This is a genomic window from uncultured Eudoraea sp., from assembly GCF_947258925.1.
GTDB lineage: Bacteria > Bacteroidota > Bacteroidia > Flavobacteriales > Flavobacteriaceae > Eudoraea.
Map to the genome: position 1 here is coordinate 13029 of NZ_CAMYKG010000006.1, position 13344 is coordinate 26372.

A 13344-nucleotide genomic window follows, 5' to 3' on the forward strand; every position below is an offset into this window, starting at 1 on the left:
AATACCTATGTTTATTTTTGACGCGCATCTTGATTTGGCAATGAACGCCATGGAATGGAACAGGGATCTTACCTGGACCGTAAAGGATATTAGGGCTAAAGAGATGGGGATGACCGATAAACCCGACAGGGGTAAAAACACGGTTTCCCTGGATGCCATGCGAAAGGGGAATATTGGGATTTGTATGGCTACCCAAATTGCAAGATTCGTTAAAAAAGAAAATGAACTTCCCGGATGGAATTCTCCCTATCAGGCCTGGGCGCAAACGCAAGGGCAACTTGCCTGGTATAAAGCCATGGAAACTCTGGGAGAAATGACCCAGATTAGTGACATAAAGGAACTGGACGACCACCTGGACGTATGGAATTCATCTGCTCAACCCAAAGAAAAACCTATAGGATACATTTTAAGTCTCGAAGGAGCCGACTCTATAATTACTATTGAACACCTTGAAAAAAGCTATGAACAGGGTTTGCGCGCTATAGGTCCTGCACACTATGGTCCCGGGACCTATGCGCATGGTACAAATTCTATTGGGGGTATTGGCCAAAAAGGCAAAGCCCTTTTAAAAGAGGTTGCCCGATTAAATATTATTCTGGATACCACCCATTTGTGTGATGAGAGCTTTTGGGAAACATTGAAGGTATACCAAGGGCCACTTTGGGCCAGTCATAATAATTGCAGGGCCCTGGTAGACCATAATAGGCAGTTTTCAGATGAACAACTTATTGAACTTTTTGCCAGGGATGCTGTAATTGGCGTTCCCCTTGACGCATGGATGATGGTGCCCGGCTGGGTTCGAGGTAAATCCACCCCGGAAGCTATGGGCGTAACCTTAGAAACAATGGCAGATCATATAGACCATATTTGTCAACTAGCCGGGAACGCACTTCATGTAGGAATTGGTACCGACCTTGATGGTGGATTTGGCCAAGAACAAAGTCCGTCTGATCTTGATACGATTGCAGATTTACAAAAACTCCCTGACATACTTAAGAAAAGGGGCTATACCCAAACAGACATTGCAAATATCATGCATCAGAATTTTATAGACTTTCTAAGAAACACCTGGAGCTAATCATAAAAAAATCCTCCCTGTAATTTGGAAGGATTTTGTTCAAATACTATATTTCCTAACTAAAATTTAACGAACCTTTCTCACTAAAGTAGCCATGGTTACCGACTTAAGGTCCCTAAGCTTGTCCATTTCCTGATATGCCTTTTGCTGCGCGTCTGTTGCGGGTCCCATACCAGCTCCATTAAAAAATTGATCATAACCCGTAAACATATCCACGGTAATATGGCTTGCATAAGCCTCAGTTGCATAACCCAGCATATTCCTCAATAACCCCCAATTTGCACGGCCACCAGAGTCAACATCGCCTTGATGATATGGTTTAAAAACTTCAGATTCCATTTTTTCATAGGCCCCGGACTCCCCTGGTTTTGCCTTCATAAAATTGATAACAGCCAAAGTGCCAATGGGCATATCAAAATTATCATTGGTCTTATCAATTTCTTGAAGGAAAACCCTATGTGTGAGATCCCGACTTTTTGCAGTCATTTCCATTTTTTTGTTACTTTCCTCATCAGATAGATTGGGATAAGCACCATTCCAGGCTTTCATAAAATCTCCCCCATCCATCATTTTAACGGGGTCATTATACAGACTTACTGTCATAAATTGTGCCCCCTGCTCTTGTCCGCTCGGCTCAAGACGCCAGAGGTCCCAGCCAATACAATCCCCATTTTTAACTCTTTGTACATGAACTTTTTCCCAAAATTCTTCGGTTTCTGCATAGGCAGCACCCATGCCTTCGTCGACATGCATAAATTCGAATAAAAGATAGAGCGGTTTCTCATCCTGTCCAATCGCCATGGTAGTGATCAAAGTCATCACCATAATCATAATTAATTTTTTCATCTTATTGAATATTAAAGGTTTAATACTCAATTAAAGAATAGAATATGGCAATATCAAGTGCATTAGGACGAATACAGCTTAAATATGTCCCAAGTAGTCAATCTGTTTATCCGGGATATGAAAATAGCCTTTAAATAATAATCTTTTGCTCCCTAAGGAAGGTATCCAGGCTATCAGCTATATCAAAACATCTGCTTACATTACTCACCCCATTGCAGAATCTTGAATCTAGTTGATGAGCCTCACATTCAAAGCCTGATAAATTTACTTTTTCAAAATCCTGGTTCAGGGTTTTGCACTTTTCATAAAGATCATCAACTGGCACACCGTTGCCCGGTTCAACGCCATTTTCGGCTAGAAAACCCCTGAGATAGTTCTCAATGGCAATATGCGAATTCTGGCAGACCATAAAAGATACGACGTCCTCGGCAGGCCGGCATAATTCTTCATTGGCTTCTTTCAGTTTCTGAATAGCAGTTTCATAAAGTCTTTTTGCTTTATCTTCCATAAACTGTGATTAATTCTAATTATCTATTGCTATTGCTTTTTATATTCTAATGTTTTTTGATGAATGAAATAATTACATATTTCTAAACAACTCAAGTCTTTCCCATTTGGTCTCTACCTCTTCCTGAGCCTGTTTCAAGAGTTCTGCACCTAACTCTGCATCTTCTTTTACTACCCTTGTAAAACGGGTCTCGTTGTACATAAAATCAGAAAGTGGAGCAGTTGGTTCTTTTGAATCCAGTCTGAACTTTTTCCCTTTTGGTTTAGAGGGATCAAATCTAAATAGAGGCCAATATCCTGTTTCAACAGCTTTTTGCTGTTGCGTTGCGCCATCTTTTAAATCATATCCGTGTTCACCACAATGTGAATAAGCTACAATCAATGATGGACCAGGATATGCCGCTGCCTCTTCAATAGCTTTGAGCGTTTGCAGGTCCTTGGCCCCCATGGCCACCTGAGCCACATAGACATTTCCATAAGATATAGCCTGAAGTGCCAGACTTTTTTTACCAGTACGCTTACCGGAAACTGAGAATTTAGCACTTGCCCCTAACGGGGTTGCTTTTGAAGTTTGTCCCCCCGTATTGGAGTATACTTCTGTATCCAGAACCATAATATTTATATCTTCCCCGGAAGCTAAAACATGATCTACGCCTCCAAATCCTATGTCGTAAGCCCATCCATCGCCACCAAGTATCCAAACTGCCTTTTTACGGAGATATTCTGTAAGCTGACTTAGTTTTACAGCATCGGGATTATCTTTTTTCTTTGATAATATTTCCTGTAATTTATCAAGATCGGTAAATTTCTGGCTTTGTTGTGCCTCCGTTTCTTCCGGATTGGTTAGAATCGATTCTGTCAATTCGGCACCAACCACATTTTTAAGATGCTTTAATAAATTAATCGCAATTTCCTGTTTCTTGGTTAAAGCCAGTTTCATTCCAAAACCAAACTCGGCATTGTCTTCAAACAAGGAATTTGCCCAGGCAGGACCTCTTCCTTCCTTATTGGTTTTATAAGGTGTTGTAGGAAGATTACCACCATATATTGATGAACATCCCGTTGCGTTTGCAATAAGAATGCTATCGCCATATAATTGGGTAAGCATTTTTATATATGGGGTTTCACCACAGCCCGAGCAAGCACCAGAAAATTCAAATAGCGGTTCTAAAAACTGGGAACCTTTAACATTGGTAATTTGCAAGGCCGTTCTGTCATAATCCGGCATATTGATAAAATAATCCCAGTTTGCGTTTTCCACCTCATCAAAATCGAGTTTCTTCCTCATATTGATGGCTTTGAAATTCTCAATTTCCTTGCTTTCCGCCGGACAAACAGCTACGCATAGGTCACACCCCGTACAATCCTCGGGCGAAACTTGCAGTACATAAGACTCTGTTTCCGCGGTAAATGGCCTTCCCTTAGCAGGAACTGATTTCAAACTACCGGGAGCATTTTCCATAACTTCATTAGGGACAACTTTAGCTCTAATCGCGGCATGCGGGCAAATAGCCACACACTTATTACATTGCGTACAAAGTACTTCATCATCCCATATAGGAATAAAATTAGCTATCCCGCTCTTCTCATATTGGGTAGTACCGGTTGGGAAGGTACCATCTACCGGAAAAGCACTGACTGGCAATTCGTCTCCATGCCCCCCTAATATCTTTTCAAGCACATTCTTAACAAAACCATCTGGTGCATTAGTCATTGCGGAAAGCAACCCTTTCTCACTGCTCACTTCTTTTGGGTAATCTACCTGAAATAAATTTTCAAGTGATTTGTCTACGGCATTAAAGTTCATTTGAACAACCGCATCCCCTTTGTGGGTATATGATTTCACGATTGCATCCTTTATTTTTTGAATTGCCTCGTCCTTGGGCAGGATACCTGATATTGCAAAGAAACATGTTTGGAGAACAGTATTCGTCCTCTTTCCAAGATTCGCATCATGGGCCACTTTGGTGGCATCCACAACATAGAATTTTGCTTCTTTTTCTATGATCCCCTTTTGCATCTTTTTGGGCAGTTTGTCCCAAATTTCATCTTTAGAAAATGGAGAATTTAACAAGAAGGTTCCCCCTTGTTTCAAATCGGCGAGCATATCATATCTTTCAATAAAATTGAATTGATGACTCGCAATAAAATCAGCTTTATCAATCAAATAGGAAGAATAAATTGGTTCAGGACCAAATCGCAAATGGGAAATAGTTTGCGCTCCTGCTTTTTTGGAATCGTAAACAAAATATCCCTGTACATAATTATCGGTCGTATCACCAATTATTTTAATTGAGTTTTTGTTCGCACCAACAGTACCGTCAGATCCCAGTCCGTAGAACATACAATTGATAGTTGTGCTTCTCACTTTAAAATCAGCATCGGAATCCAGGCTTGTATGCGAAATATCATCATTTATACCTACCGTAAAATGATTTTTAGGTTTCTCCTTGGTGAGCTCATTAAAAACCCCGCTGACCATCTGAGGTGTGAACTCCTTAGATGACAAACCATATCTGCCACCAACAACAGCTATATTTCTATCGCTCTCTGCAAGGGAAGTTATTACATCCTGATACAAAGGTTCCCCTGTACTTCCCGGTTCTTTTGTTCTGTCGAGAACTGCAATTTTCTTAACGGAATTAGGCAGACTATCTATAAAATGAGAAACAGAAAATGGTCTGTATAATCGAACAAATACCACCCCAACTTTCTCATCATTATTTACCATGGCTTCAACGGCTTCCCGCACTGCACCTTGACCAGATCCCATAATTACGATAACACGCTCGGCCTCAGGATGCCCTAAATAATAAAACAGGCTATACCTTCTGCCAGTATGTTTGTAAAAATCATCCATTACTTCCTGTACAACGCCGGGCACTTTCTCATAGAAAGGATTTGATGCTTCCCTGGCCTGGAAAAAGACATCAGGATTCTGAGATGTTCCTCTTATAACAGGATGATCCGGATCCAACGACCTTTTTTTATGTTCCATGATCTTATCCTCAGGCATCATTGCTTTAATGATATCATCTGGTATTGCATCAATCTTGGAAATTTCATGTGAAGTCCTAAAACCATCGAATACGTTTAAAAAAGGAATTCTTGTGTGTAAAGAAGCTACTTGTGATATTAATGCGAAGTCCATGGCTTCCTGCACTGATCCACCCATCAACATGGAAAAACCTGTTTGTCTTGTTGCCATAACATCTGAGTGATCACCAAATATAGAGAGTGCATGCGTTGCGACTGTTCTAGCTGCCACATGAATCACGGAAGGCAATAATTCCCCGGCAATTTTATACATATTAGGAATCATCAGAAGCAAGCCCTGCGAAGCAGTAAAGGTTGTGGTTAGTGCACCCGCCTGTAAAGAACCATGTACAGCTCCCGCCGCACCGCCTTCACTCTGCATTTCAACTATCCGGGGTACATTCCCCCAAATATTTTCTTGCCCTTGAGAACTATAGACATCTACGTGCTCTCCCATCGGTGATGCGGGAGTTATGGGATAAATTGCACATACTTCATTGGTTTTATGGGCTATCCTGGCAACTGCCTCATTAGCATCGCAAATCAGTTTTGGAAATTTTTTCTTCATGATGATATTATTAATACGAAAAAAGCATTCTTAGAAAAATATAAACCTAATACTCCACTGTCTATATTCCATCAAATGCAAGTTCTACACGTTTTACATTTCGGATAAAAATAGGACCATTATTACAGGCATACTATGACAAATGTCAGTTAATATTGCGCTAAAAGTCATTTGGGATTTAGGGTTCTGCAGCTTTTTCAAAAAGCAGTAGTTGAATTATACGCACAGTCCGTACACTACACAAAATAATGCACCCTAATGAATGCCATTAGGGTACATGATGGAAATTAAATTTGTTCTGGAAGCTTATTCGCCGTGCATCCAGACTTTCTTAGCCAATAGTTCTTCCTCTGTTTCAACGTGGTCCTCATCGGGCACGCAGCAATCTACCGGGCAAACAGAAGCGCATTGAGGTTCTTCGTGAAAGCCTTTACATTCTGTACATTTATCCGTAACTATAAAATAGAACTCGTCTGAAACAGGCTCGTTTTCTGCATCGGCATCAACTTCTTCTCCTGCAGGTGTGGTAACCATCCCGCTTAACGATGTTTCATCAGAATATGACCATTCCTGATCTGGTTCATAAATCGCGTTATTTGGACATTCGGATACGCATGCATCGCAATTAATGCATTCGTCTGTAATGATAATAGCCATAATAATATGTTTTTGAAATAATTGTGCGTAAATTTAATGTACAACAAATAGCTATCTAATGATAAAAGTCATATTTCTTTCTAAACGTCCAATTTATATTTGGCAGCGATACTTTCTATCAGATAGCATTTAAGTTAAAAATAAGCAAAAAATAAATAAGTAACAGATGATTGCCGAAGATACAAAACAAACGCAGGAAACACTTGAAGCTGTAATAGTAAGGTTTGTTGGTGATTCAGGAGACGGAATGCAATTAACCGGATCTCAATTTTCCGACACATCTGCGATGTTTGGCAATGATATTGCCACATTCCCGAATTATCCTGCTGAGATTAGAGCTCCTCAAGGTAGCCTTTATGGCGTTTCGGGGTTTCAGGTTCATATTGGAAGTGTTGAGATAAGTACCCCTGGGGAAAACGTAGACCTTTTAGTGGCCATGAATCCGGCCGGGTTAAAGACTAACTTACATGCCCTGAAGCCCGGACATTCTGTAATCGTGGATACTGATGCGTTCTCTAAAAAGAATTTGGAAAAGGCCCAGTACGAATCCAACCCACTGGAAGATGGAAGTCTGGAAAACTATCAGGTGATAGAAGTAAGTATGACCTCGCTCACGAAAGAAGCTCTAAAAGAGGTTGAAGGACTGGACAATAAAAGTATTACAAGGAGTAAGAATATGTTTGCTCTGGGAATGGTATACTGGATGTACAATAGGTCCACGGATCATACTATTGATTTTTTCAATAAAAAATTTAAAGCTAAACCAGCATTAATTGAAGCTAACACCAAGGTATTAAATGCAGGTTTTTTCTTTGCGGAAACCCTTGAATTAATACCCAATTCCTATACCGTTGCCCCGGCTAAAATGGCAGCAGGAACTTATAGAATTGTGATGGGAAACACGGCTACTGCCTGGGGCTTTTTGGCAGCAGCTGAAAAATCCGGATTGGAACTATTTTTGGGTTCCTATCCCATTACTCCTGCTTCTGATATTCTACATGAATTGGTAAAACATAAACACTTTGGAGTTAAAGCCTTGCAAGCAGAGGATGAAATTGCCGGAATAACATCTGCAATTGGTGCTGCCTTTGCCGGGGATTTGGCCATAACTACGACCTCAGGACCCGGTTTAGCGTTAAAAGGAGAGGCCCTTGGTCTGGCGATGATACTGGAATTGCCCCTGGTAGTCGTTGATGTTCAAAGAGGAGGACCATCCACAGGTTTGCCTACTAAAACTGAACAGTCAGATTTACTGCAAGCTTTGTATGGCAGAAATGGGGAAAGTCCGGTTATTATTTTAGCAGCCAGTACGCCATCTAATTGCTTTAATTATGCCTATGAAGCTGCCAGGCTGGCAATTGAACATATGACGCCCGTAATCCTTTTGACAGACGGCTATATTGCTAATGGTTCTGCTCCATGGAAAATACAATCGGTGTCCGACATGCCGGAAATAAAAACCAGGGTAATTAAAGAAGCTAAGGAAACATGGAATCCTTATGACAGGGATAGTGAATCTCTGGCACGCGACTGGGCAATTCCCGGAACATTGGGATTAGAGCACCGGGTTGGAGGCCTAGAAAAAGATAAAGTGACCGGACAGGTATCTTATGATCCTGAAAATCACGAACATATGACTAAAGTGAGGGCTGAGAAAGTTAAAAGAGTTGAAAATTATATTCCAAAACTTAAAACAACGTTCGCCGATGAAGGTGATTTACTCGTAATAGGATGGGGCGGCACTTATGGTACCTTATATTCATCTGTAAAAGAACTTAAACAGGAAGGGTATACTTCAATTGGACTTGCACACTTTAATTATATCAATCCTTTACCTAAAAACACTGAGGAGGTCTTGAAAAGATTTAAAAACATCATTGTTTGTGAATTAAATACAGGTCAATTTGCATCGGTATTAAGAATGAATTTTCATGGCATTGAGTTTTTGCAGTACAATAAGGTGCAAGGACTGCCATTTGGCAATACAGAACTTAAAGAACAATTTAAGAAAATATTGAAATAGAAATGGAGACAACAGCAACACCAAAATATACTTTTAAAGATTTTGCCAGTGACCAGGAAGTCAGGTGGTGCCCGGGCTGTGATGATTATGTCATTCTGCGTTCAATGCAAAAGGCACTCCCCGAAATGGGGCTCAAAAAGGAAGATGTAGTATTTATTTCTGGTATAGGATGCTCTTCCCGTTTTCCTTATTATATGGACACCTATGGTATGCACAGTATTCACGGCAGAGCCCCTGCAATTGCTTCCGGGGTTAAACTGGCCAACCCTGATCTAAGCGTATGGGTAATTACAGGTGATGGCGATTCCATGGCTATTGGAGGTAATCATTTTATTCATGTTCTACGCCGAAACCTGGATTTAAATATTGTCCTCTTTAACAATGAAATTTATGGTTTAACCAAAGGACAATTCTCTCCAACTTCCCTGGTTGGACAAAAAACGAAATCTTCTCCATATGGAAATACGCAACCTCCCTTTTTACCCGGGGAATTAGCTATTGGGTCAAAAGCCCGTTTTTTCGCCAGAATTGGAGGGAATACGCCTAAAGAAATGACGGACATTTTTATAAAATCGGAAAAATTCAAAGGGACTTCCTTAATTGAAGTCCTTCAAAATTGTCCTATTTTCAATGATGGATGTTTTGCGAAATACACAGATAAGGCCGTACGTGAAGACAAACAATGCTTTGTTGAACACGGAAAACCAATGATATTTGGTAAAGAAAGAAATAAAGGCTTGGTTTTAAAAGGCTTAAAACTAGAGGTAGTTACCCTGGGAGAAAACGGCGTTACCGAGCAGGATCTTTTGGTCCATGATGCCGAAGAACAGGATCCCACTTTGCACCAAATGCTGGTAAGGTCTGAGTATCCTCTGATAACCGGTATTATAAGAAGTTTTCCGGATGTTACCTTTGAAGAACGCGTTGATGAGTTGACAGCTGCAGTTAAAGCTGATTCCACTTTTTCAAAAACGGATGATTTGTTTTTCTCCGGGGAAACCTATGAAGTTAAATAAGATAATCTAGCGTATGGGGTCAGAAGCCATTATTGTATTTTTTCTCGCTGGAATTGTCCTGGTTGCCGGGGCGAATTTTCTATCCAATCTAATTTCACATAAGTCGGACAACCCTCAAAAACGAGAACCTTATGAGAGTGGGATGACCACCATTGGACCAACGTGGGTTCAGTTTAAAGTTGGTTACTATTTATTCGCAATCCTATTTTTAATTTTTGATGTGGAAGTTGCTTTTTTGGTTCCATGGGCCGTAGTGTTCAAAGGAATTGGAGCTGTTGCCTTTATTGAAATATTCATCTTCCTTGTTATTTTAGGTTTAGGCCTGTTATATGCATGGAAAAAAGGAGCATTAAGATGGGAATAGATAAAAAAAATGAAGCTATGGGTCAACCAGGTAAAGTTCCTGAAGACTTTCCGGGAAAAGTAATCCCGGCAGGTAACGGTGCTAATGTAATTGTTACCTCATTAGATAAAATAATTAATTGGGGAAGATCTAATTCCCTTTGGTCTCTATATTTTGGAACAAGTTGTTGCGCTATTGAAATGATGCAGACGGGTGCAGCACGGCATGATTACTCCAGGTTTGGTTTCGAAGTTGCCAGACCTTCCCCTAGGCAAGCAGATTTAATAATAATTGCGGGTACAATCGTCAATAAAATGGCCCCAGTACTTAGGCGGTTATACGATCAAATGGCCGAACCAAGATATGTAATTGCAATGGGAGCCTGTGCAATTTCCGGAGGTCCCTTTTTTTATAATACGTATTCAGTAGTTAAAGGGGCAGACCACGTAATACCTGTTGATGTCTATGTGCCTGGTTGTCCGCCCAGGCCAGAAGCATTATTAGAAGGTATGTTGATGCTTCAGGATAAAATAAGGACGGAAAACATGAAACATAAAAAGAATCCTATTGAAGGGTTTGATGAAGGTTTATAAACAAAATAGATGACTAACCAAAGTTTACAGGAATTAATAGGCAGTTGGAGCCCAAATCTAGAATTTAATGAAGAAGGCTCCCAATATCTGAATGTCTCTGTTCCCCCGGAAGAATTGCATGCCATTATGTTGAACCTAAAACAGAATGAACAAACCAGCCTTGATTATTTATTTTGTTTGAGTGGTGTGGATTGGGGAGAAGAATTAGGTGTTGTATATCATTTGGAATCCACGGAATTCAGACACAGTCTTGTTGTAAAAACACAAACTTCAGATAGAGAAAATCCAATTTTAGACTCGGTCTATGATATTTGGGCCACAGCTGAATTTCATGAGCGAGAAGTATTTGATTTTTTCGGGATTAGGTTTTCAAATCACCCTAATCTTAAACGCCTCTTCTTGACGGACGAATGGGAAGGATTCCCATTGCGGAAAGATTATGAAGACAACATAAATATGATTATCAAATAATCGGCTATGGAGACAACCACCCTTAATAGTAACTTTAAATCTGAAGAATACTTCATAAACATGGGGCCACAACACCCTGCAACACATGGAGTACTGCGACTATTGCTTACCATAGATGGGGAAATCATAAAGAAAGTAGAACCAGATCTTGGTTACATCCATCGCTCAATTGAAAAGATGTGTGAAAGGGATAGTTACCAGCAAATAGTTCATCTTACGGATAGAATGGATTACTTGTCGGCTAACATAAATAATGAAGCAGTTTGTCTTACAGTGGAAAACGCTTTGCAGCTGGAAATACCGGATCGGGTAAAAGTAATTAGAACAATCATTGGAGAACTTACCAGAATATCTTCACATTGCTTATGGTGGGGTGTTATGGGTATGGATGTAGGAGCCTTAACCACCTATTTTTATGGATTCAGGGACCGTGAACTTCTCAATGATATTTTTGAAGAAACTTGCGGTGCCCGTCTAACGATGAATTACAATGTGCCCGGCGGACTGATGTTTGATATCCACCCTAATTTTGTAAAGCGGGTAAAAGACTTTATAGCGCATTTTAAAACCAAACTGCCGGAATATGACCGACTTCTGACAGACAATATTATTTTTCAAAAAAGAACCAAAGGGGTAGGAATTCTGAGCAAAGAGGATGCCATATCCTTTGGAGCATCAGGTCCCGTTGGGAGGGCTTCAGGCTATTCCTGTGATGTAAGGAAACACCATCCCTATAGTGCCCTGGATAAGGTAACATTTAATGAAGCCTTGAAAACCGAAGGGGATACCTTTGCGCGTTATTCGGTAAGAATTCAGGAAATGTGGGAATCCCTTTCCATTGTTGAACAATTAATTGACAACATTCCTGAAGGAGAACACAGAGTTACCACAAAAGCTGTAATAAAATTACCAAAGGGAGAATTTTACCAAAAAGTGGAAACAGCCAGAGGTGAATTAGGGGTCTATATAATAAGTACAGGTACGAAAAGTCCTTATCGACTTAAATTCAGATCTCCCGGATTTTCAAACCTGTCTTTACTGAACCATATTGCCGTGGGTGGTAAAATAGGTGACCTGGTTGCGACAATGGCAACATTAGATCTGGTAATACCGGATATAGATCGATAAAAGAGGATTATGAATAGTGCACTAAGTATCACAAAAAATATTCACGACTGGCTCTACGAAATTATGCCCGAGGGAGTAGCCAATATTGTGGAGATGGTATTGATAGCCCTTGTCTATCTGGGGATCTTTGCAATAGCCGGATTATTTCTCGTATTACTGGAAAGGAGAGTTGCCGCGTGGTTTCAACTAAGGATTGGTCCAAACAGAGTAGGATTTAAAGGCCTGTTACAAACAATGGCCGACGCTATTAAACTTCTTTCCAAAGAATTAACTGGGACTGAAAAAGCAGATAAATTGCTCTACAATTTAGCTCCCTATTTTGTTATTATTTCTTCTTTAATGGCCTTGAGTGTCTTTCCTTTTACAAGGGAATTCCAGGCTTTTGATATCAATATCGGTATCTTTTTCCTAATTGCTATTTCCTCAATAGGCGTCATAGGAATATTGTTAGGCGGATGGAGTAGCAATAATAAGTTTGCGATGATCGGGGCAATGCGGAGTGGAGTTCAAACTATCAGTTATGAACTATCTATAGGTTTATCACTGCTTACCATGGTAATAATAACAGGCAGTTTACAACTTTCAGAAATTGTTGAGGTACAAAAATCGGGTTGGTTAATTGTACAGGGCCATATTCCGGCCGTTATAGCCTTTATGATTTATATGATTGCGGGTACTGCTGAAACTAATAGGGCTCCATTTGATATGGTTGAAGCCGAATCTGAACTTGGAGCTGGTTTTCACACGGAATATTCAGGAATGAAGTTTGCCTATTTCTTTTTAGCAGAATTCATTAATATGTTCATTATTGCTGCAATTGCCACTACTGTGTTTTTTGGTGCCTGGTTGTCTCCATTTGGAATAACAGAATCCATTCCCGTTTTAGGCGTATTCTGGTTTTTACTTAAAACCCTTATCCTGGTTTTTTTAATGATGTGGTTTCGCTGGACGTTCCCCAGGTTAAGAGTAGATCAACTACTTACTCTGGAATGGAAATATTTATTACCCATAAACCTTGTAAATATTGTAATAATGGCCTTACTGGTTTGGCACAATTTAACAATTAGTTTTTAAGATT

General features: G+C 40.1%; 12 protein-coding genes. 8 read left to right on the forward strand and 4 right to left on the reverse strand.

All coding sequences use genetic code 11. The features are described 5' to 3' along the window. Window positions 1-7 precede the first annotated feature (7 nt). Entirely contained in the window at window positions 8-1078 is a 1071-nt protein-coding gene (locus tag Q0X77_RS03240; RefSeq protein ID WP_297792929.1) for a membrane dipeptidase, read from the forward strand. Between the two features lie 66 nt (window positions 1079-1144). On the opposite strand, the gene Q0X77_RS03245 is transcribed toward Q0X77_RS03240, so the two are convergent. From Q0X77_RS03245 to Q0X77_RS03260, 4 genes are all read right to left on the reverse strand, one after another. Continuing rightward, complete coding sequence (locus tag Q0X77_RS03245; protein WP_297792932.1) at window positions 1145-1924, reverse strand: hypothetical protein; 780 nt, start codon at window positions 1922-1924, stop codon at window positions 1145-1147. Between the two features lie 130 nt (window positions 1925-2054). Then, on the reverse strand, window positions 2055-2432 hold the full coding sequence (locus Q0X77_RS03250; protein ID WP_297792934.1) for a HEPN domain-containing protein: 378 nt from the start codon (window positions 2430-2432) through the stop codon (window positions 2055-2057). A 72-nt stretch (window positions 2433-2504) separates the two neighbouring features. After that, window positions 2505-6035: a pyruvate:ferredoxin (flavodoxin) oxidoreductase gene (gene nifJ, locus Q0X77_RS03255; protein WP_297792936.1), complete on the reverse strand. Its 3531-nt coding sequence runs from the start codon at window positions 6033-6035 to the stop codon at window positions 2505-2507. A 306-nt stretch (window positions 6036-6341) separates the two neighbouring features. After that, window positions 6342-6692, reverse strand: a complete 351-nt coding sequence (locus tag Q0X77_RS03260) for a 4Fe-4S dicluster domain-containing protein (RefSeq protein ID WP_297792939.1) — start codon at window positions 6690-6692, stop codon at window positions 6342-6344. A gap of 166 nt (window positions 6693-6858) precedes the next feature. On the opposite strand from Q0X77_RS03260, the gene Q0X77_RS03265 reads away from it, so the two are divergent. From Q0X77_RS03265 to nuoH, 7 genes are read left to right on the forward strand one after another with little or no spacing between them, the layout of a single operon-like run. Then, the gene (locus tag Q0X77_RS03265) at window positions 6859-8715 is read left to right on the forward strand and encodes a 2-oxoacid:acceptor oxidoreductase subunit alpha (protein WP_297792942.1); all 1857 of its coding nucleotides are present in this window, start codon (window positions 6859-6861) and stop codon (window positions 8713-8715) included. A gap of 2 nt (window positions 8716-8717) precedes the next feature. After that, window positions 8718-9731 carry a 2-oxoacid:ferredoxin oxidoreductase subunit beta gene (locus Q0X77_RS03270; protein ID WP_297792945.1) on the forward strand — a complete coding sequence of 338 codons (1014 nt, stop codon included), beginning with the start codon at window positions 8718-8720 and terminating at the stop codon, window positions 9729-9731. A 13-nt stretch (window positions 9732-9744) separates the two neighbouring features. Next, window positions 9745-10095 carry an NADH-quinone oxidoreductase subunit A gene (locus Q0X77_RS03275; RefSeq protein WP_297792947.1) on the forward strand — a complete coding sequence of 117 codons (351 nt, stop codon included), beginning with the start codon at window positions 9745-9747 and terminating at the stop codon, window positions 10093-10095. Then, window positions 10086-10667 (forward strand): NADH-quinone oxidoreductase subunit NuoB, encoded by a 582-nt coding sequence (nuoB, locus tag Q0X77_RS03280; protein WP_297792950.1) that lies wholly within the window; start codon window positions 10086-10088, stop codon window positions 10665-10667. The genes Q0X77_RS03275 and nuoB overlap by 10 nt, the downstream gene beginning before the upstream one ends. A gap of 9 nt (window positions 10668-10676) precedes the next feature. Continuing rightward, on the forward strand, window positions 10677-11138 hold the full coding sequence (locus tag Q0X77_RS03285; RefSeq protein ID WP_297792952.1) for an NADH-quinone oxidoreductase subunit C: 462 nt from the start codon (window positions 10677-10679) through the stop codon (window positions 11136-11138). Window positions 11139-11144: 6 nt separating this feature from the next. Further along, a complete protein-coding gene (locus Q0X77_RS03290) occupies window positions 11145-12266 on the forward strand; it encodes an NADH-quinone oxidoreductase subunit D (RefSeq protein WP_297792954.1) in 1122 nt (373 codons plus the stop codon). Between the two features lie 9 nt (window positions 12267-12275). Then, complete coding sequence (gene nuoH / locus Q0X77_RS03295; RefSeq protein WP_297792956.1) at window positions 12276-13340, forward strand: NADH-quinone oxidoreductase subunit NuoH; 1065 nt, start codon at window positions 12276-12278, stop codon at window positions 13338-13340. Window positions 13341-13344: the final 4 nt, after the last annotated feature.

Excerpts from the sequence above, each read along its gene's own strand:
- Q0X77_RS03245 (WP_297792932.1), bottom strand. The coding sequence starts at position 1,924 with ATGAAAAAATTAATTATGATTATGGTGATGACTTTGATCACTACCATG.
- Q0X77_RS03285 (WP_297792952.1), top strand. The coding sequence starts at position 10,677 with ATGACTAACCAAAGTTTACAGGAATTAATAGGCAGTTGGAGCCCAAAT.
- Q0X77_RS03270 (WP_297792945.1), top strand. The coding sequence starts at position 8,718 with ATGGAGACAACAGCAACACCAAAATATACTTTTAAAGATTTTGCCAGT.
- Q0X77_RS03275 (WP_297792947.1), top strand. The coding sequence starts at position 9,745 with ATGGGGTCAGAAGCCATTATTGTATTTTTTCTCGCTGGAATTGTCCTG.
- Q0X77_RS03250 (WP_297792934.1), bottom strand. The coding sequence starts at position 2,432 with ATGGAAGATAAAGCAAAAAGACTTTATGAAACTGCTATTCAGAAACTG.
- Q0X77_RS03260 (WP_297792939.1), bottom strand. The coding sequence starts at position 6,692 with ATGGCTATTATCATTACAGACGAATGCATTAATTGCGATGCATGCGTA.
- nuoB (WP_297792950.1), top strand. The coding sequence starts at position 10,086 with ATGGGAATAGATAAAAAAAATGAAGCTATGGGTCAACCAGGTAAAGTT.
- nifJ (WP_297792936.1), bottom strand. The coding sequence starts at position 6,035 with ATGAAGAAAAAATTTCCAAAACTGATTTGCGATGCTAATGAGGCAGTT.
- Q0X77_RS03240 (WP_297792929.1), top strand. The coding sequence starts at position 8 with ATGTTTATTTTTGACGCGCATCTTGATTTGGCAATGAACGCCATGGAA.
- nuoH (WP_297792956.1), top strand. The coding sequence starts at position 12,276 with ATGAATAGTGCACTAAGTATCACAAAAAATATTCACGACTGGCTCTAC.
- Q0X77_RS03265 (WP_297792942.1), top strand. The coding sequence starts at position 6,859 with ATGATTGCCGAAGATACAAAACAAACGCAGGAAACACTTGAAGCTGTA.
- Q0X77_RS03290 (WP_297792954.1), top strand. The coding sequence starts at position 11,145 with ATGGAGACAACCACCCTTAATAGTAACTTTAAATCTGAAGAATACTTC.